Origin of the sequence: Streptomyces sp. NBC_01476, from assembly GCF_036227265.1 — a bacterium.
Taxonomy (GTDB): Bacteria; Actinomycetota; Actinomycetes; order Streptomycetales; family Streptomycetaceae; genus Actinacidiphila.
The window spans coordinates 2578719-2597304 of the sequence record NZ_CP109446.1 but is presented as its reverse complement, the minus strand read 5'-3'; the positions used below and the strand labels follow the sequence as shown (position 1 = coordinate 2597304).

The window sequence follows — 18586 nt, the reverse complement described above, 5'->3', positions numbered from 1 at the left end:
TTCCGACTGAGCGAGAGAGTGAGTTCCGCGTGTACGCGATCGTGCGTAGTGGTGGCCGCCAGCACAAGGTGGCCGTCGGCGACATCGTCGAGGTTGACAAGATTCCCACCGGCAAGGTCGGCGACGCGGTCGCGCTCTCGACACTGCTCGTCGTGGACGGCGAAGCCGTCACCAGCGACCCGTGGGTGCTCGCCGGGATCAAGGTCGAGGCCGAGATCGTGGACCACCACAAGGGCCAGAAGATCGACATCCTGCGCTACAAGAACAAGACCGGTTACCGCCGTCGCCAGGGTCACCGCCAGCAGTACACGGCGCTGAAGATCACCGGCATTCCCGCGGCTGCGAAGTAAGGGACTGAGGAGAGATGGCACACAAGAAGGGCGCATCGTCCACTCGGAACGGTCGCGACTCCAATGCTCAGCGGCTCGGCGTGAAGCGCTTCGGCGGTCAGGTCGTCAACGCCGGTGAGATCATCGTCCGCCAGCGCGGCACCCACTTCCACCCGGGCTCCGGCGTCGGCATCGGCAAGGACGACACGCTGTTCGCCCTGTCGGCCGGTGCGGTCGAGTTCGGCACGAAGCGCGGGCGTCGCGTCGTGAACATCGTTCCGGCCGCCTGATCCAGGCGCCGTAGAGCGACAGAGCACCACTTCCGAGGGCGGACCCCGCTTCCTGGCAACGGGAAGCGGGGCCGCCCTCGGCGTGTTACACCACGTGTGAACCCGCACGATTCCGTACGTATCTGGAGGAAGCACCCATGACCACCTTCGTGGACCGCGTCGAGCTGCATGTCGCCGCGGGTAACGGGGGCCACGGCTGCGCCTCCGTGCACCGGGAGAAGTTCAAGCCGCTCGGCGGCCCGGACGGCGGGAACGGCGGACGTGGCGGGGACGTGATCCTGGTGGTCGACCAGGACGTCACCACCCTGCTCGACTACCACCACAGCCCGCACCGCAAGGCCACCAACGGCAAGCCCGGCGAGGGCGGCAACCGCTCCGGCAAGGACGGTACGGACCTGGTGCTGCCGGTGCCCAACGGCACGGTGGTGCTGGACAAGCAGGGCAACGTCCTGGCGGACCTGGTCGGCCAGGGCACCACGTACATCGCCGGCCAGGGCGGACGCGGCGGCCTCGGCAACGCGGCGCTGGCCTCGGCCCGCCGCAAGGCCCCCGGCTTCGCGCTGCTGGGCGAGCCCGGCCAGGCGCAGGACGTGGTGCTGGAGCTGAAGACGGTCGCGGACGTGGCGCTCGTCGGTTACCCGAGCGCGGGCAAGTCCTCGCTGATCTCGGTGCTTTCGGCGGCCAAGCCGAAGATCGCGGACTATCCGTTCACCACGCTGGTGCCCAACCTCGGTGTGGTGAACGCGGGTTCGACGGTCTACACGATCGCGGACGTGCCCGGGCTGATCCCCGGGGCGAGCCAGGGGCGCGGGCTCGGGCTGGAGTTCCTGCGGCACGTGGAGCGCTGCTCGGTGCTGGTGCATGTGCTGGACACCGCGACGCTGGAGTCCGACCGGGACCCGCTGAGCGATCTCGACACCATCGAGGCGGAACTGCGCGCGTACGACGGGGGGCTGGAGGACCGGCCGCGGCTCATCGTGCTCAACAAGATCGACGTCACCGACGGCCGTGAGCTGGCCGAGATGATCAAGCCGGATCTGGAGGCCCGCGGGTATCAGGTCTTCGAGGTGTCCGCGGTCTCGCACGAAGGGCTCAAGGAGCTGTCGTTCGCGCTGGCGAAGATCGTCGCCGAGACGCGGGCGGCGCAGCCGGTGGAGGAGTCCACCCGGGTCGTCATCCGGCCGCAGGCGGTGGACGACGCGGGCTTCACGGTCACCCACGAGGGTGAGAATCTCTACCGGGTGCGTGGCGAGAAGCCCGAACGCTGGGTCCGCCAGACGGACTTCGCCAACGACGAGGCGGTCGGCTACCTCGCGGACCGTCTCAACCGGCTCGGCGTCGAGGACGAACTCGTCAAGGCCGGCGCCCGCGCCGGCGACGGCGTCGCCATCGGCCCCGACGACGACGCGGTCGTCTTCGACTGGGAGCCGTCCCTGGCAGCCGGCGCGGAAATGCTCGGCCGCCGCGGCGAGGATCACCGTTTCGACGCCCCGCGCGCCGCGGTCACCCGCCGCCGTGACAAGCAGGCGGAGCGCGACGAGGTGGACGCGGAGTTCAAGGAGTTCGACCCCTTCCAGCACTGACCGCGGGTGCAGGCGGGGCGTATTCGGGGCGGGGGTGCGGGAGCGCCGGCGAAGCGCCTTCGGGGTGGGGGTGCGGGGCGCCGTGCGGTGGAGGCGGGGGTTCCGGAAAACGCCGGATACGGGGCTCTTGAGTGTTCACCCCGGTGTGGGCAACCGAAAGCGGCAAATACTACTCTGGGGCCCCTGAAAGCCGGTCAGTGGCAGCCCGCAAGCAGCTCAGAAGCGAGGGTCCTTGATGACACGCGTCAGCGTCGTCGTGATCACCTACAACGACGCCGAACATGTCACCACCGCCGTGGAATCGGCTCTCGCCCAGGGCGACGCGATCGGTGAGGTCATCGTCGTCGACGACCGCTCGACCGACACCACCACCGACGTCCTCGCCCCGCTGCTGGCCGCCGATCCCCGCCTGCGACTGCTGCCCCGCACCACCAACAGCGGTGGCTGCGGCACTCCCCGCAACGACGGCATCGGCGCCGCCACCTGCCCGTATCTCCTCTTCCTCGACAGCGACGACGTCCTGCCCCCCGGCGCCGTCGACGCCCTGCTGGAGATCGCCGAGCGGCAGCGCGCGGACGTGACGGCCGGCCGGGCGATCCGCCGCGAACTGCCCGGCCGCCGGGACACCGTCTGGGCGCCCGACCTTTACGACACCGCGGCCGGCGCCACCCTCCCCGGCACCGTGCTGCAGGGCATCGCCGACCACCCCGAACTGCTCTGGGACACCCTGTCGGTCAACAAGCTCTACCGCACCGCCTTCCTCCGCGACCGCCGGATCACCTTCCCCGACGGCGCCTTCCACTACGAGGACTTCGTCTTCACCGCCCGCCTCTACGCCGCGGCCCCCCGGATCGCCTTCACCGACGCACCCGTCTACATCTGGCACGTCCGAAGGCAGGCGACCCGGCTGTCCATCTCGCTGCGCCGCGCCGACATCGCCAACTGGCGCCACCGCATCGCCGCCCACCGCGGCGTCGTGGACACCCTGCAGGACGCGGGCGCGTACGGCCTCGCCGAGGCCGCGCAGGCGAAGTTCCTCGACTACGACCTGCCGATGTACGTACGGGAGCTGCCGCAGCGCACCCCGGAGTACGTGCGGGAGTGGTGGCGGTCCACCCGCGACTACGTGGGCGGCTTCGACCGCGAGGGCATCGCCCTCGCCTCGGTCCCGGCCCGCTGGACCGTCCGCGCCCTCACCGCGCCCGGCGCCGACGAGCCGGAGCCGGGCGTGGCCGGGCTCGGCCGGCTGGTGGAGCTGGCCGCCCGCCCGCCTCGGCTGATCCCCCCGTACGGCACGCTGCCACCGCCCGAGCTGGCCGAGCTCGGCACGGCGGAGCTGCCGGTCACGGTGGACGCCCGGGTGCACACCGGCCCGCACACCCGCCTGGACCTGCGGGTGCACGAACTGTACGGACGGCTGGTCGCCCTGCACCCGGTCGCGGTCCGCGTGGAGCTGACCGAGCGCGGCAGCGCCAAGCCCGCGATCAGCCTGGAGGCCCCGCTGGTGGGGGAGGGCGACGGCTGGACCGCCGTGGTGCGGCTGAACACCGGTGACCTGGCCCGTGGCGGCCGGCTCGCGGTGTGGCACATCAGGGCGGAACTCAGATACGCCGGCACCGGTGAGCGCACCCCCGTCGAGGTACGGGCCGCCAACGGCCAGGAGGTGCGGCGCGGCGCGGTGGTCCGCCCGACCGGCCAGGTGCTGCTGGTGCAGACCCACATCACCGCGGGCCGGGCGCTGATCCTGCGGGTCGCCGACGGCGTGCAGGGCGCCCGCCGGGTGGCCGGCGGGCGGCTGCGCCGGATGCTGGGCCGCTGACATGACCGCTCCGGCCCACCCCCTGGCGACCCCGCACCCGAGGCCCCGCCCCGGCCCGGCCCATCTGCCGCCGTCCCACCTGTTGCCCGCCCGACGGCTCCTTCCGGCCGAACTGTCCGTTCCGCCGGATTTTCATCCTTTTCTGATCCGATCCACAGTCCGCGGACAGGGAATCGGCCCATTCTGGACAGCCGGGCGCCCGCTGGCCTAGCGTGCTCCGGGGGGGAAGATCACCGACCATCTGTCGACACACCCTGCGAAAAGGCTGACCGCGTAACCATGGCGATACGAGGCATACGGACAGAAGTGATCCCGCACTCCCTGCCCAAGCGCCTCGACTCCCTGACGAGTCTGCGCTTCTTCGCCGCCTTCGCGGTCTTCACCTTCCACTTCACCGGCAACGGCGGCGGCACCGGATTCGCGCGGGCGCCGGTCATCTTCCCGTACTCGATGATCGGCGGTCAGGGCGTCAGCTTCTTCTTCGTGCTCTCCGGCTTCCTGCTGATGTGGGTCTTCAAGCCGCACGAGAGCCCGGGGGTCTTCTACTGGCGCCGCGTCGGCCGCATCTGGCCGGCCCATCTGGTGGCCCTGCTGCTGGCGATCCAGGCGTACTACATCATGGCCGACCTCACGATCGACTGGCCGAGCCTGATCCAGTCGGTCTTCCTCGTCCAGACCTGGGCCCCGCACGTCACCCCGACCCTGCCGGGGAACGAGGTCACCTGGACGCTCAGCGTCGAACTGCTCTTCTACGCGCTCTTCCCGCTGCTGGGCCGGATCGCCGCGAAGTGCAGGACCCGCTGGCTCGTGACCGCCACCGCGCTCGGCCTGGTGGGCATGTGGCTGACCGACTGGATCTCCGTCAACACCGCGGCCCCGGCCACCGCCGCCTGGATCATGCGGCTGCCGGTGGTCTACCTGCCGGAGTTCCTGCTCGGTATGACGGTGGCGCTGGCCGTCAGGCGCGGCTGGCGGCTGCCGCTGCGGCCGATCGTTCCGGTGCTGCTGCTGGCGGCCTATGTGGGCCTGTACTACCAGGGCCGGGAGAACTTCACGGCGGGCGTGGCCGAGCAGCTGGACTACACCCTGCGGCCGGCCATCGCGATCCTGTCGGTGCTGATCATCCTGGCCTTCGTGCAGCGGGAGGTACGGGGGCTGCGCGGGGTGCTCAACACCCGTCCGCTGGTGCTGCTCGGCGCGTGGTCGTACTGCTTCTACCTGGTCCACCACTCGCTGAGCCGGATCGCCACCTACCTGTGGGGGCGGATGCCGGACAACAACTACGCGCTGCTGTATCTGCTGGCGGTGGGCGCGGTCGCCAACGCCCTGGCGTGGCTGCTCTACCAGTTCGTGGAGGAGCCGGCCGAGAAGTGGTGGCGCCGGCGGACCCCGAGGGGGTGGCTGGCGCCGAAGCAGGCGACCGGAGGACCGGTCCCCGCCGCCCGCACCGCACCGGAACCGGCCGGGCCCGTACCGGTGAAGGAACCGGTGAACGAGTCCCTGAATGAGCCGCTGAACGAACCGGCGACCGAGCCGGCACCCGCGAACAGCTAGTACGCGGGTGTCCGGCCCAGGTCACCCGGGTCAGCGTTCCAGGAAGGCGAAGAGGTCTTCCCAGCGCTGGGTGATGGACTCCGGGGTGTAGCGCTGCACGTTCCGCCGGGCGAGTTCGCCCATCCGGTCGCGCTCCTCCCCGTCGTTCATCAGCCGGACCAGCCGGCGGGCCAGCTCCGAGGTGTTGCCGGGGCGGGCCAGCAGCCCGTCCACGCCGTCGTCGATGATCTCGTGCACGCCGGGCGCGCAGTCGAAGGCCGCGCACGGCAGCCCGCAGGCCATCGCCTCCAGCAGCGCCAGCGGAAAGCCCTCACCGCGCGAGGACTGGACGAAGACCGAGGCGCTCCGCAGCGCCCCGGGGACGTCGCCGGTCTGCCCTGCCCACTCGACCGAGTCGTCCAGGCCCAGCGCGGTGCACTGCTCCTTCAGCGGCGCCTCCAGCTCACCGGCGCCGTAGATCTTCAGCCGCCAGCCGGGCGCCAGCGGGGCCGCCTCCGCCCAGGCGTCGAGCAGCATGTCGATGCCCTTCTGGTGGCTGAGCCGGCCGACGCTGGCCACCACCTTCTCGGTGCGCGGCGAGGGCACCTCGGGCATCATCGGCAGCGGGTTGGGCATGAAGCCGACGTTGTTCAGCCCGCGGCCCGCCCACAGATCGGCGTCCTCCTGGGTGAGCAGCACCAGCCGGTCCACGTCCTTGTAGAACTTCTCCACCCGCTGGAAGCGCGAGGACTGCCGCGAGTACTCGTACGACTCGTGGCTCATCCCGATCACCGGGTGCCCGGCGGTGTCGGCGAGCGCCACCCACTCCATCGCCCACACCTGGGTGACGATGATCACGGCGCCGGGTCCGGCCGCCCGGAAGAGCGCGGAGAGCTTCGCCGCGGTGCGCGCGACACCCTTCTCGCGGGCCGCCTCCCGGCGGCGCGCGGGAAGGTTGACCCGGTCCAGCGGGCCCCTGGGCCGCCACCGGCCCGGCGGCCTGACCTCGTACAGCGTCACGGTGTCGAACGGCGGGTGGTCGCCGAGGTCCATCGGCACCTCGGGCGGGGCGATGCCGATCACCGTCACCTTGTGGCCGCGGGCGGCGAACAGCCCCGCCATCTGGGCCTGCCAGCGGGCGACTCCGCCCAGCTCGTTGACCTCGTTGGCGACGAAGAAGATCTCCCGCGGGGCGGCAGCCTGCGGTGCGGGCTGTGTCAGCTGCGTCATCGGGTGGTCCCCCCTGCCGGACCGAAGAAGCGGTCCGCGATCCGGGCGGCGGCGTCGCCGCGGTCGTACTCCCCGTACCTGGCCACGAAGTCCTTCACCTGGTCGCCGTACTTGTCGCGTACGGCGTCCAGATCGGTGAGCGTGGCGAAGAGCTCCTGCTGGGTCCTCGCCACCGGGCCCGGTGCCTCTTCGAGCAGGTTGAAGTACGTGCCGCGGATGTCGTGCGCGTACTCCTCCCAGTCGTAGGCGTAGAAGATCAGCGGCCGCTCCAGCAGCGCGTAGTCGAACATCACCGAGCTGTAGTCGGTGATCAGCGCGTCGGAGAGCAGCAGCAGCGGGGTGATGTCCGGCACCGAGGTCACGTCGATCATCCGGCCGGCGACCGACGGCGGCAGCGTCACCTTGTTCAGGTAGTGCGAGCGCACCAGCAAGGTGAACGAGTCCCCGAACCGGTCGGCGAACTCCTCGACGTCGAAGGGCGCTTCGAACGCCTGCACCTTGCCGTCGGCGGCGGCCCGGAAGGTCGGCGCGTACAGCACCACCGGGAGATCCGGCCGCAGCTTCAACTCCTCGGCGAGCGCCGCCACTTCCGGCGACCGCTCGGCGGCGGTCCGCCCCTTCACCAGGGCGTCGTTGCGGGGGTAGCCGAAGCGCAGCAGCTTCTCGTCGGGGAGCCGGTAGGCACGCGCCAGGGTCCGTACGTCGTGCTCGGAGCGCACCAGGAAGTGGTCGAAGCGGTCCAGCGCCCGCTGGTAGTCCTGCTGGTCGCTCTCCGACATGATCCGGTAGTGCGGCTCGTCGAAGCCCATCCGCTTCAGCGCCGAGCCGTGCCAGGTCTGGATGTACGTGGTCTCCGGCCGCTTGCCGAACTTCAGCGGGTAACCCTGGTTGTCGATCCAGAACTCGGCCTGGGCCAGCGCCCGTACGTACCTCCACGACCAGCGCTGGACGAGCTCCGCCTCCTCGGGGAAGCCGGCCGGCGGGGTCTTGCCGTCGTAGGACCAGATGGCGTGGATGGGCGTGCCGCGGCGGCGCAGCTCCTCGTAGATCGCCCGCGGGCTGTCGCTGTACTGCTTGCCCAGGTGGCTCTCGAAGACGACGGTGCCCTTGCGGACCGGCAGCACCTTGACCATCTGGTGGTAGCCCTGGATCTTGCGCAGCCCCGAGTCCAGCCGCCGGCGGGCGCTGCGGGCCTTGCGCAGCGCCGACTTGGCGACGCCGGCCGGGCGGCCGCGCAGATTGCGGTCCACCAGGGCCCGGCCGGTCTTGGCGGTCCTGCCGTGCTGGGCCAGCACGAAGGCCAGATGGCCGCGCGAGGAGACCTCGGGCTTGAGCCGGTCGGCGGTGGCCCGGGTGAGCAGCGGGCGGACCTCGATGGCGCCGGCGTTCTCCAGGTCGGTGTTGCCCGCGGTGATCTTCCCCGCGGTGGTCCTGCCGTCCGCGGTCAGCCGCAGCCGGATGTCCCACACCTCGTCCAGGACGCCCAGCGGACGCAGCAGCTTGCGCAGCCCGACCTCGGCGTGCCAGCTGATGAACTCGCCGTCGTGGCTCAGCCGCTGCACCGGTACCCGGTAGGTGCGCAGGCTGCGGCGGCGGGCCTTGAACTCCAGCTCGGCCTTGATCTTCGCGGTGGCCGGCACGATACCCAGCGGATTGACCACCCGGCCGTCCAGCACCACGCCCGAGGCGTCCTCGTGGTAACCGGTCAACTCATCGCGCAGGGACAGGGAGTTCAGCTGCTGACCGTGGTAATTGCGGTCGGTGACATCCAGTATGGCCCGGGCCCGCGGGTCGTCCAGGTGATCGGCGCACCAGTAGACCCGGCCGTCCCGCTCGACCAGCGGCGACGACACCTTGCTGCGGTTGATCAGGGTGTCGATGGCGGGCATCAGATTCCGCCAGTCCTCCTGGAGCAGCAGGTAGGCGCAGATCGCGTGGATCGGGTCCAGTTCGTCGAATGCCCGCTGCGGGAAGTCCCGGGTGTAGCCGTTGGCCATCGCGGCGAAGCGGTGGCGGTACTCGTCGTCGAGGAACGGCAGGTCACGCAGGTAGAGCACCAGGTCGTGCTTGAGGAACTTGACGTCCTTGTGGAACCGCAGCGCGTCCAGGCCGCGCCGCTCCAGGATCGCGTCCACCCGGCGGTGGATCTCCAGCCGGTCCGCGAAGTTGTTGATCTCGTGGCGCCGGTTGCTGATCGACTTCACCGCGGTCTTCTCCACCACATTCCAGTGGTAGACCGTCTGCGGAATCAGGGTGATCCGCTCGGCGGCCAGATAGGCCTGCGCCGAGAAGAGCAGATCCTCGTAATGGATACCGCGCGGAAAGGTGAGGTCCTTTTCGATCAGGAATTCCCGGCGATAGCACTTGTTCGTGGAGAGGGTGTCGAAGACGAAGAGATCGGGGAGTTCGGCGATGCTTTCCATCGTCCGGGTGGTCCGGTAAAGCCACGGATACCATTCGGCGCGCTTGTTGTGGCGGCTGTCCACATGCACCCGTACGCATTTGCCGGAGACCAGGTCGGCGCTGGTGCGGTCGGCCGCCTCCAGCATGTTGCGGCAGGCGTGCGGGTCCAGGATGTCGTCACTGTCCAGGAACATCACATAGCGGCCGCGGGCCACCTTGATGCCCTGGTTGCGGGGTTCGCCGCAACCGCCGCTGTTCTCCGGCAGGCGGATCGCCCGCACCCGGCCGGGGTGGCGGGCCGCCAGCCGCTGGGCGACCTCGTAGGAGGCGTCGGTGGAGCAGTCGTCGGCGATGACGACCTCGACATTGCGCAGCGACTGTTCGAGAACGGAATCAACGGCTGTCGGTAGTCGCGCGGCGTCGTTGTACACAATGACGACAACGCTGATGTCCGGTGTCTTTCCGGTCATCTCCTGAGCCGCGATGGTCATTCTTGACACAGCCACCTCTGGTCGGAAATACGGTCTTCGCAGTTCCACAGCCTAACCCACCGGCGTCACCGGCTGTTCAGCGAGCGGTCACGGATCGTTCAAAGGTTCGGACCTGTGCGCGACGCCGGGAGATGCCGAAGGGGGCGTACGCGGCCTTCGGTACGATGGCGGCCATGACGTGGTTGATCACCGGCGGTGCGGGATACATCGGTTCTCATGTGGTGCGGGAACTGGTCGACGGCGGAGAGCGGATTGTCGTGCTCGACGACCTCTCCACCGGTGACCCCGGCCGGCTCCCCGCGGGCGTCCCGCTGGAGCGGGGGACGATCCTCGACCTGCCGTTCGTGACCGGGGTGCTCCGCCGGCACGAGGTCACCGGCGTACTGCACATCGCCGCGAAGAAGCAGGTCGGCGAGTCGGTGGAGCGGCCGCTGCACTACTACCGGGAGAACGTCGAGGGCCTGCGCACCGTCCTGGAGGCCGCGGCCGCCACCGGCGTCGAACGCTTCCTGTTCTCCTCGTCCGCCTCGGTCTACGGGATGCCGGACGTCGACCTGGTCACCGAGCAGACCCCGTGCCTGCCGATGAGCCCCTACGGCGAGACCAAACTGGCCGGCGAGTGGCTGGTGGCGGCGGCCGGCCGGGCGCACGGCATGGCGACAGCGGCGCTGCGCTACTTCAACGTGGCCGGTGCGGCGGTGCCGGAACTCGGCGACCCCGGGGTCTTCAACCTGATCCCGATGGTCTTCGAGCGCGTCGAGTCCGGGCGGGCCCCGCTGATCTTCGGTGACGACTACCCGACGCCGGACGGCACCTGCGTCCGTGACTACATCCACATCGCGGACGTGGCCTCGGCCCATCTGGCCGCCGCCCGCCGCCTGGTGGCCGACCCGGACGCCCGGCTGACGCTGAACATCGGCCGGGGCGAGGGGGTTTCGGTGGCCGAGGTGATCGAGACGATCCGGAAGGTCACCGGCCGCACCGACATCGTGCCCGAGGTCGTCGCCCGCCGCCCCGGCGACCCGGCCCGGGTGGTCGCCTCCGCCCGCCTGATCGGAGAGGAACTGGGCTGGAGCGCGCGGTACGACCTGGAGGAGATGGTGGCGTCCGCCTGGGCCGGGTGGCGGCACCGCCACTGAGCGGTGCCACTCAGTCCTGCATCTCTTCGGTGACGTAGGTGTGGAGCCAGGTGCGGAAGTCGGGGCCGAGGTCTTCGCGTTCGCATGCGAGGCGGACGATGGCGCGCAGGTAGTCGCCGCGGTCGCCGGTGTCGTAGCGGCGGCCGGTGAAGACGACGCCGTGGACGGGGCCGCCGGTGTCGTCGCGTTCGGCGAGTTCGCGCAGGGCGTCGGTGAGCTGGATTTCGTCGCCGCGGCCGGGCTGGGTTTTGCGCAGGACGTCGAAGACGGCGGGGTCCAGGACGTAGCGGCCGATGACGGCGTAGTGGGAGGGGGCCTGGGCGGGTTCGGGTTTTTCGACGAGTCCGGTGACGCGGACGACGTCGGGGTCGGGGGTGGGGAGTATCGCGGCGGAGCCGTAGAGGTGGATTTGTTCGGGGTCGACTTCCATCAGGGCGATGACGCTGCCGCCGTGCTGTTGCTGGATGGTGATCATGCGGGCGAGGAGGGGGTCGCGGGGGTCGATGAGGTCGTCGCCGAGGAGGACGGCGAAGGGCTGGTCGCCGACGTGGGGTTCGGCGCACAGGACGGCGTGGCCGAGGCCTTGGGGGGCGCCCTGGCGGACGTAGTGCATGGTGGCGAGGTCGGAGGATTCGCGGACGCGGGCCAGGCGGGAGGCGTCGCCTTTGCGGGTGAGGGCTTCTTCGAGTTCGTAGTTGCGGTCGAAGTGGTCTTCCAGGGGGCGTTTGTTGCGGCCGGTGATCATCAGGACGTCGGACAGGCCCGCGGCGACGGCTTCCTCGACGACGTACTGGATCGCGGGTTTGTCCACGACCGGCAGCATCTCCTTCGGCGTCGCCTTCGTCGCCGGCAGGAACCGGGTCCCCAGACCCGCCGCCGGAATGACAGCCTTCGTTACGGGGTGGGGATGTGGTGACATGGGAATCCTCGCGGGGCGGAAGAAGCGGGCCTGGTGACGGTCGCCTGGACGCTATCGTGCCCCCTCAGCGCTGGCGAATCCCCCTCCAGGGCCGCGCCGGGCCGGTCCCGCGCGCGCCGGCCGGTCGCGCCGGGGCGGCGGACCGTGGGGGCCGTGGGGAACGGGCCCGCGCGTGCGGGCCGGTGCCGCGCGCGGGCCGGTCGCGCCGGGCCGCCGGGCCTGGCTCCGCAGGAGACGACGGCCTCCGGTGGGGCGGCGAACCGAGCGAACCGTGGGGAACGGGCCCGCGCGTGCGGGCCGGTGCCGCGCGCGGGGCGGCCGGGCCTGGCTCCGCGGGAGACGACGGCCTCCGGTGGGGCGGCGAACCGAGCGAACCGTGGGGAACGGGCCCGCGCGTGCGGGCCGGTGCCGCGTGCGAGCCGGTCGCGCCGGGCCGCCGGGCCTGGCTCCGCAGGAGACGGAGGAGACGACGGGCTCCGGCGGGGCGGCGGACGGTGGGGGCCGGGCCTGCGCGTGCGGGCCGGCGCCGGGGCGGCCGGGCCCGGCTTCGCAGGAGACGACGGCCTCCGGCGGGGCGGCGAACCGAGCGAACCGTGGGGAACGGGCCCACGCGTGCGAGCCGGTCGCGCCGGGCCGCCGGGCCTGGCTCCGCAGGAGACGGACGAGACGACGGCCTCCGGCGGGACGGTGGACCGTGGGGACCGGAGTATGGACTGGTGAACGCCCCCCGCAGGGGTTCGCGTAGATTGCGCGGTGGCGGGGTGGACCGACGGCTTTGAGGAACGGGCAGTGGCAGCGGCGGCGCGGCAGGACGTGGTGGAGGCCCGCAGGGTCGTGGTCAAGGTGGGGTCCTCCTCCCTGACCACCGCCGCCGGCGGACTGGACGCGGACCGGGTCGACGCCCTGGTGGACGTGCTGGCCAAGGCCCGCGAGCAGCGCGAGATCGTGCTGGTCTCCTCGGGCGCCATCGCGGCCGGCCTCGCCCCGCTCGGTCTGGCCAGGCGCCCCCGCGACCTGGCCCGGCAGCAGGCCGCCGCCAGTGTCGGCCAGGGCCTGCTGGTCGCCCGTTACACCGCCTCCTTCGCCCGCTACGGCATCCGTGTCGGCCAGGTGCTGCTCACCTCCGACGACGTGGCCCGCCGCACCCACTACCGCAACGCCTACCGCACCCTCGACCAGCTGCTGTCGATGGGCGCGCTGCCGGTCGTCAACGAGAACGACACCGTCGCCACCGACGAGATCCGGTTCGGCGACAACGACCGTCTCGCCGCCCTGGTCGCCCACCTCGTCCACGCCGACCTGCTGGTGCTGCTCTCCGACGTGGACGGCCTCTACGACGGCGACCCCCGTACCCCCGGCACCCGGCTGATCACCGAGGTCAGCGGCCCCGCCGACCTCGAAGGGATCTCCATCGGCAGCGCCGGCCGGGCCGGGGTCGGCACTGGCGGCATGGTCACCAAGGTCGAGGCGGCCGGTATCGCGACCGGCGCCGGCGTACCGGTGGTGCTCACCTCCGCGGTGCACGCCGCCGACGCGCTGGCCGGCCGCCCCACCGGCACGCACTTCCACCGCACCGGCAAGCGCTCCGCCGACCGGCTGCTCTGGCTCGCGCACGCCTCCACCCCGCGCGGCTCGCTGCGGCTGGACCCCGGCGCGGTGCGGGCCGTCACCGAACGGGGCAGCTCCCTGCTGCCGGCCGGACTGACCGCGGTCGACGGCGACTTCGTCGCGGGCGACCCGGTCGACCTGCTCGACGAGGCCGGCCGTGCGGTCGCCCGGGGCCTGGTCAACTTCGACGCCCGGGAACTGCCCCGGCTGCTCGGCCGCTCCACCCGGGATCTCGCCAAGGAGCTCGGCCCGGCCTACGAGCGCGAGGTCGTGCACCGCGACGACCTGGTGCTGCTGCGGCCGTGAGTCAACCGGTGACCGGACCGACGCCGTTGACCTGCCTCTTGTGCGAAACGGCCGCGCCGCCTGGCGTAGCCTGCTCAACTTGATGAAGACCTGATGCCCAGGGTCTGTCCGCACCGGCACCCGCGGACGGCACCCGGGAACGTCACCCACAGGGAGGCCGCCGGTGAAACGAGGGCGCCCAGGGCCGTTGCCCAGGGGCGGGGCGGAGCGCGCTCTGGTCAGTGTCGACCGCGCCGCCGATGACAGCGATGTCAGCCGGATCGGCGACATCGGAGAAGAGGGATCGGCTTCCCGGCCGGAGGAGCCGCAGGCGTACCGGCTGTGGCACATCACCCTCAACGTCTCGGGGCCGGGCACCCCGCTCGCCGAGGTCAGACGCGGCCTGGAACAGCTCGCGCACGACCATCCCTTCCTGCTGACCAGCCGCTACGCGGTCGATCACGCGGAGATCCGCTACTGGGAGGAGGCCCGCGACCTGCACGACGCCGCGGCCATCGCGCTGCGGCTGTGGGGCGAGCACCGCGCCACCGCCGGGCTGCCGCCCTGGGAGACGGTCGGCCTCGCGGTCATCGACCGGGCCACCTACCACCAGCGGCTCGCCGAGGGTTACGGTCCGCCGCCCGCCGTCCCGGTGGGTGTCCACCCGTTCTGATCCGCGCCCCCCTGGCACCGGACGAGCACCCCTCCCCACCGCTGATTCACTCGGTAGGCTGCACCCATGACGCTGCCTTCGCCGCTGCCCAAGTCGCCCGTGCTGCTCGCGGCCTACCGGGCCCGCGCCGCCGCCGCCGACCTCGGGCCGCTGCCCCGGGCGGCGAAGGACGACGCGCTGCTGGCCATCGCCGACGCGCTGGTCGTACGGACCCAGGAGATCGTCGCGGCCAACGCCGAGGACGTCGCCAAGGCCCGCGCGGCCGGCACCAGCGAGTCGGTCATCGACCGCCTCACCCTCACCCGGGAGCGGGTCGCCGCCATCGCCGCCGACGTACGGCATGTGGCGTCGCTGCCCGACCCGGTCGGCGAGGTGCTCCGCGGCTCGACCCTGCCGAACGGTCTCGACCTGCGGCAGGTCCGGGTGCCGCTCGGGGTGGTCGGCATCATCTACGAGGCCCGCCCCAACGTCACCGTGGACGCCGCCGCGCTCTGCCTGAAGTCGGGGAACGCGGTGCTGCTGCGCGGCTCCTCCTCCGCCTACGCCTCGAACACCGCGCTGATCACCGTGCTGCGCGACGCCGTCGGAGGCGCCGGGCTGCCCGCGGACGCGGTCCAGCTGGTCCCCGGCGAGAGCCGCGAGTCGGTCACCGAGCTGATGCGGGCCCGCGGCATGGTCGACGTCCTGATCCCGCGCGGCGGCGCCGCGCTGATCCGTACCGTCGTGGAGGGCTCCACCGTGCCGGTGATCGAGACCGGCACCGGGAACTGCCACGTCTACGTGGACGCCGACGCCGACCTCGACATGGCCGTGGAGATCCTGGTCAACTCCAAGGCCCAGCGGCCCAGCGTCTGCAACTCCGCCGAGACCCTGCTGGTCCACCGGGACATCGCCGACCGCTTCCTGCCCCGGGCGCTGAACGCGCTCGCCGAGGCCGGGGTCACCGTGCACGGCGACCCCCGGGTGCTGGCCGTCGCCGAGTCCTCGGGCAGCAAGGCCACCGTGGTCCCGGCCACCGCCGAGGACTGGGAGACCGAGTACCTCTCCTACGACATCGCGGCCGGCGTGGTGGAGTCCCTGGAGTCGGCGGTCGAGCACATCCGGCTCTGGTCCTCCGGTCACACCGAGGCGATCGTGACCACCTCGCAGCCCGCCGCCCGCCGGTTCACCCAGTTGGTCGATGCCGCGGCCGTGATGGTCAACGCCTCCACCCGCTTCACCGACGGCGGCCAGTTCGGCTTCGGCGCCGAGATCGGCATCTCCACCCAGAAACTGCACGCCCGCGGGCCCATGGGACTGCCGGAGCTGACCTCCACCAAGTACATCGTCACCGGCGACGGTCACATCCGCTGACCGGCGCCCCACCAGTACCCGGACGGCCCACAGGCCCCTGCCGGCCCTCCACAGATGGGCCGGAATCCCCTGCCCAAACGGCCAACTTCCGCATTACCCTGAACAGATGCCGGACGATGACGAGTTCGCCTCCGTAGTCCTCGACGAAGATTTCGTACGTTCCGCGCTGTTCCATGAGCCCACGGCCAGGGAACGGATGCTTGCCGTCGCAGACGGTCCCGGGCTGCCCCCCAGCACGCCGGGCCGGCACAGAAGGCGGCCCCCCGCCGTTCCGGAACTGGACGACGACGCTGCCGCGGACTCCGACGAGCTCTACGCGGCCGGGCATCCGTACCGCGGCAGCAACACCCGCTGGCACCGTCCGGTCGCCTGGGCGCTCGCCGTCGTGATGGGCATCGGCGTGGTCGCGCTGACCTTCGCCGCGGTCTACCGCGGCGCGAACGGCAGTGGCCGGCAGCCCACCGCACCGCCGCCCTCCAGCGGCCCGGCCGCCCCCCAGCAGCTCCAGCCGGTCGTCACCACCCCACGGCCCTGAGCCGGTGTCAAGTTGAGCATCACCGGAATGTTTATTCACCTTCTCGCGGACTTAACCTTGTGATATGAGCGGGTCTGCAGACCCTCCCGAGGGCACGCCCGAGGGCGCCCCGGGAGGCGGCGACGACGAATACCGGTCCGTCGTCTTCGACGAATCGTTCGTGCGGGCTGCCCGCATCCAGGAGTTCTCCGCCCAGGAACGGCTGGACGGGACCACCCGGGCAGTCCGGATCCGCCATGTGCTGCCCCAGGGCTTGGCCCGGCAGGCCCTCGCCCTGATGCTGCTGATCGCACTCGCCTTCGGCTTCGCCATCTACATGGGCGTACGCCATCCGTACCGGGCGGCGGCGCCCGGCGCCGGCGAGCAGCTGCGGGTGACGCTGATCCCGCTGGTCCCGGCCGGAGAGGTGGCGGCGGTGCCGGCGAGCGCGCCCTTCGCCGGCGGGAAGGCGGCCGGCTACGCGGTGGGCGCCGACGGCCTGAAGCTGCCCGAGGAGCAGGTGCACCGGGTCGGCGGCTACGCCGAGAGTGAGGTCCGCAAGGCGTACGACACCGCGCAGGAGTATCTGATCGACTCCGGGCTCGACCAGCAGACGGTGACCGGCGGCGACGTCGCCAAGGTCCGCGACCTGCTCGACCCCCGGCAGCTTGACCAGTTCGACGCCAGCCTCACCAGCCCGGCCGACGACGGCCGCCACGAGGCCACCGGCTGGCTGGTCCGCTTCGACCCGGCCGCCCATGTGAGCCTGGCCGGCGCGACCCGGGTGGACGGTTCTCTCGACGCCACCGAGACCAGCAACAACCTGCTGGAGGTCACCGCCGACCACATCTTCGTCTACGCGCTGCGGGGCCCGGACTCGGCGGCGGGCACCGCCTCGCTCTTCACCGTCCGGCGCCAGCTGCGCTTCCACTTCGACCACCAGGACCTGCGCGACCACCACATCGAGCTGGTCGAGGCCAGGGTGGCCGCGGGACCGCTGCCGTGCACCACCCCGGTGCAGGGCTTCCGGCCGATACTGGCCGGCCACACCGCACCGGGCCCGGTGCAGCCGGTCGACCCCTACGACCAGAAGCGGCCGGTGGGCGCGCGGTGCGCGCCGCTCGGCTCCCCGGCCTCCGGCCCCCTCGCGGTCAGCCCTCCGGCGCCGGCTCAGGACCGTCCGACGAGCCTGACGCCGACCCGGCCCCGGTGAACCGGCCGCGCAGCTTCCCGCCGAGGTCCCCCGCGCCGCTGGAGATGTCCCTTATCAGGCCCATCAACGGGTCCTTGCTCTGCTTCACCGTGTCGCTGTAGTGCTGCGCCGACTCCTTGAAGGCGTCGCTGACCGAGGTGTCCTTGTCCTCGGTACGGCGCGGGTAGTGGCCGTCCATCAGCCGCTGGTAGTCCCGCGAGCCGGCCCACTTGCGCAGCTCGGCGGCGCGGACGGTGGTGAAGGGGTGGCTGCGCGGCAGCACGTTCATGATCTTCAGTACCGAGTCCCGCAGATCGCCGGAGGCCTCGTACTCGTCGGCCTGCTTGAGGAACGCGTCGACGTTCATCTCGTGCAGGTGGTTGCCGCCGGCCAGCTTCATCAGGCCGCGCATCGAGGCCCGGACGTCCTGGCCGACCAGCAGCCCGGCGCGGTCCGCGGACAGCTCCGACTTGCGGAACCACTCGCGCAGTGCGGTCACCAGCGCCAGGATCGCCAGATTGCCCAGCGGGATCCACGCCACCCGCAGGGCCAGCGTGGTCAGGAAGAGCAGGATGGTGCGGTACACCGAGTGGCCGGAGAGGGCGTGGCCCACCTCATGGCCCACCACGGCCCGCATCTCCTCCTCGTCCAGCAGCTCCACCAGACCGGTGGTGAGCACGATGATCGGCTCGTCCATGCCGATGCACATCGCGTTGGGCAGCGGGTTCTGGCTGACGTACATCAGCGGGACCTTCTCCAGGTCCAGGATGTAACAGGCGTCCCGCAGCATGGCGTTGAGATGCGCGAACTGCTCGTCACTGACCCGGACCGAGTCCGACAGGAAGAGCAGCCGCAGGCTCCGCTCGGGCAGCAGCCCGCTCAGCGCCTTGAAGACGGTGTCGAATCCGGTCAGCTTGCGGAGTGCGACCAGCGCGGACCGGTCGGTGGGGTGTTCGTAGGCCCTCGACGAGATGTCGGGGAAACGGCGGCGGGTGCGTCCTGGCAGCTTCTCGGTGCTGACCCGCTCGTCCTGTGGTGCGTCCTTCGACGCGTGGCTCGGCTCGTCCTGCGGTTCGTTCGGTCCGTTCGGTCCCTGCGATGCGGACATACTGGCCCAACCCCCTGCTAGCCAACCGGTTCATAGTGCTGGACGCGCGGAGCCTGCGCGAAGTTCCCCCGCGCCCGCCCGTACGATGTCCGCAGAGTCTTCCCGCTCGTGCCCGAC

General features: G+C 71.4%; 15 protein-coding genes. 11 read left to right on the top strand and 4 right to left on the bottom strand.

Going from position 1 to position 18586, the window contains the following annotated elements; translation table 11 throughout:
- The first annotated feature begins 29 nt into the window (after window positions 1-29).
- The 5 genes from rplU (at window position 30) to OG552_RS11675 (ending at window position 5575) form a co-directional block, all read left to right on the top strand.
- Window positions 30-350, top strand: a complete 321-nt coding sequence (rplU, locus tag OG552_RS11695) for a 50S ribosomal protein L21 (protein WP_329131966.1) — start codon at window positions 30-32, stop codon at window positions 348-350.
- A gap of 14 nt (window positions 351-364) precedes the next feature.
- Window positions 365-619: a 50S ribosomal protein L27 gene (gene rpmA, locus OG552_RS11690; protein WP_031514533.1), complete on the top strand. Its 255-nt coding sequence runs from the start codon at window positions 365-367 to the stop codon at window positions 617-619.
- Window positions 620-756: 137 nt separating this feature from the next.
- Window positions 757-2202: a GTPase ObgE gene (obgE, locus tag OG552_RS11685; RefSeq protein ID WP_329131964.1), complete on the top strand. Its 1446-nt coding sequence runs from the start codon at window positions 757-759 to the stop codon at window positions 2200-2202.
- A 235-nt stretch (window positions 2203-2437) separates the two neighbouring features.
- Complete coding sequence (locus tag OG552_RS11680) at window positions 2438-4021, top strand: glycosyltransferase family 2 protein (protein WP_329131962.1); 1584 nt, start codon at window positions 2438-2440, stop codon at window positions 4019-4021.
- A gap of 306 nt (window positions 4022-4327) precedes the next feature.
- Entirely contained in the window at window positions 4328-5575 is a 1248-nt protein-coding gene (locus OG552_RS11675) for an acyltransferase family protein (protein WP_329131960.1), read from the top strand.
- Between the two features lie 30 nt (window positions 5576-5605).
- On the opposite strand, the gene OG552_RS11670 is transcribed toward OG552_RS11675, so the two are convergent.
- Both OG552_RS11670 and OG552_RS11665 read right to left on the bottom strand, forming a co-directional pair.
- On the bottom strand, window positions 5606-6784 hold the full coding sequence (locus OG552_RS11670) for a glycosyltransferase family 4 protein (protein ID WP_329131956.1): 1179 nt from the start codon (window positions 6782-6784) through the stop codon (window positions 5606-5608).
- Window positions 6781-9678, bottom strand: a complete 2898-nt coding sequence (locus OG552_RS11665; protein ID WP_329131954.1) for a bifunctional glycosyltransferase/CDP-glycerol:glycerophosphate glycerophosphotransferase — start codon at window positions 9676-9678, stop codon at window positions 6781-6783. The genes OG552_RS11670 and OG552_RS11665 overlap by 4 nt, the downstream gene beginning before the upstream one ends.
- Window positions 9679-9851: 173 nt before the next feature.
- On the opposite strand from OG552_RS11665, the gene galE reads away from it, so the two are divergent.
- Window positions 9852-10817: a UDP-glucose 4-epimerase GalE gene (galE, locus tag OG552_RS11660; RefSeq protein WP_329131952.1), complete on the top strand. Its 966-nt coding sequence runs from the start codon at window positions 9852-9854 to the stop codon at window positions 10815-10817.
- Between the two features lie 10 nt (window positions 10818-10827).
- Here galE and galU read toward each other — a convergent pair whose 3' ends face one another.
- Window positions 10828-11736, bottom strand: coding sequence for a UTP--glucose-1-phosphate uridylyltransferase GalU (gene galU, locus OG552_RS11655; RefSeq protein WP_329131950.1), 909 nt, complete (start codon window positions 11734-11736; stop codon window positions 10828-10830).
- Between the two features lie 813 nt (window positions 11737-12549).
- Here galU and proB point away from each other — a divergent pair.
- The 5 genes from proB (at window position 12550) to OG552_RS11630 (ending at window position 17382) form a co-directional block, all read left to right on the top strand.
- Window positions 12550-13650: a glutamate 5-kinase gene (gene proB / locus OG552_RS11650; RefSeq protein ID WP_329140740.1), complete on the top strand. Its 1101-nt coding sequence runs from the start codon at window positions 12550-12552 to the stop codon at window positions 13648-13650.
- A 163-nt stretch (window positions 13651-13813) separates the two neighbouring features.
- A complete protein-coding gene (locus tag OG552_RS11645) occupies window positions 13814-14302 on the top strand; it encodes a hypothetical protein (protein WP_329131948.1) in 489 nt (162 codons plus the stop codon).
- Window positions 14303-14368: 66 nt separating this feature from the next.
- Entirely contained in the window at window positions 14369-15655 is a 1287-nt protein-coding gene (locus OG552_RS11640; RefSeq protein ID WP_329131946.1) for a glutamate-5-semialdehyde dehydrogenase, read from the top strand.
- A 106-nt stretch (window positions 15656-15761) separates the two neighbouring features.
- Entirely contained in the window at window positions 15762-16190 is a 429-nt protein-coding gene (locus OG552_RS11635; RefSeq protein ID WP_329131944.1) for an SCO2583/SCO2584 N-terminal domain-containing protein, read from the top strand.
- 64 nt (window positions 16191-16254) lie between these two features.
- Window positions 16255-17382, top strand: a complete 1128-nt coding sequence (locus OG552_RS11630) for an SCO2583 family membrane protein (protein WP_329131942.1) — start codon at window positions 16255-16257, stop codon at window positions 17380-17382.
- On the opposite strand, the gene OG552_RS11625 is transcribed toward OG552_RS11630, so the two are convergent.
- Complete coding sequence (locus OG552_RS11625) at window positions 17321-18469, bottom strand: M48 family metallopeptidase (RefSeq protein ID WP_329131940.1); 1149 nt, start codon at window positions 18467-18469, stop codon at window positions 17321-17323. The genes OG552_RS11630 and OG552_RS11625 overlap by 62 nt on opposite strands.
- Between the last annotated feature and the right edge of the window lie 117 nt (window positions 18470-18586).

Coding starts and splice junctions, on each gene's coding strand:
- rpmA (WP_031514533.1), top strand. CDS start 365: ATGGCACACAAGAAGGGCGCATCGTCCACTCGGAACGGTCGCGACTCC.
- obgE (WP_329131964.1), top strand. CDS start 757: ATGACCACCTTCGTGGACCGCGTCGAGCTGCATGTCGCCGCGGGTAAC.
- OG552_RS11680 (WP_329131962.1), top strand. CDS start 2,438: ATGACACGCGTCAGCGTCGTCGTGATCACCTACAACGACGCCGAACAT.
- OG552_RS11670 (WP_329131956.1), bottom strand. CDS start 6,784: ATGACGCAGCTGACACAGCCCGCACCGCAGGCTGCCGCCCCGCGGGAG.
- OG552_RS11665 (WP_329131954.1), bottom strand. CDS start 9,678: ATGACCATCGCGGCTCAGGAGATGACCGGAAAGACACCGGACATCAGC.
- galE (WP_329131952.1), top strand. CDS start 9,852: ATGACGTGGTTGATCACCGGCGGTGCGGGATACATCGGTTCTCATGTG.
- galU (WP_329131950.1), bottom strand. CDS start 11,736: ATGTCACCACATCCCCACCCCGTAACGAAGGCTGTCATTCCGGCGGCG.
- OG552_RS11640 (WP_329131946.1), top strand. CDS start 14,369: ATGACGCTGCCTTCGCCGCTGCCCAAGTCGCCCGTGCTGCTCGCGGCC.
- OG552_RS11635 (WP_329131944.1), top strand. CDS start 15,762: ATGCCGGACGATGACGAGTTCGCCTCCGTAGTCCTCGACGAAGATTTC.
- OG552_RS11630 (WP_329131942.1), top strand. CDS start 16,255: ATGAGCGGGTCTGCAGACCCTCCCGAGGGCACGCCCGAGGGCGCCCCG.
- OG552_RS11625 (WP_329131940.1), bottom strand. CDS start 18,469: ATGTCCGCATCGCAGGGACCGAACGGACCGAACGAACCGCAGGACGAG.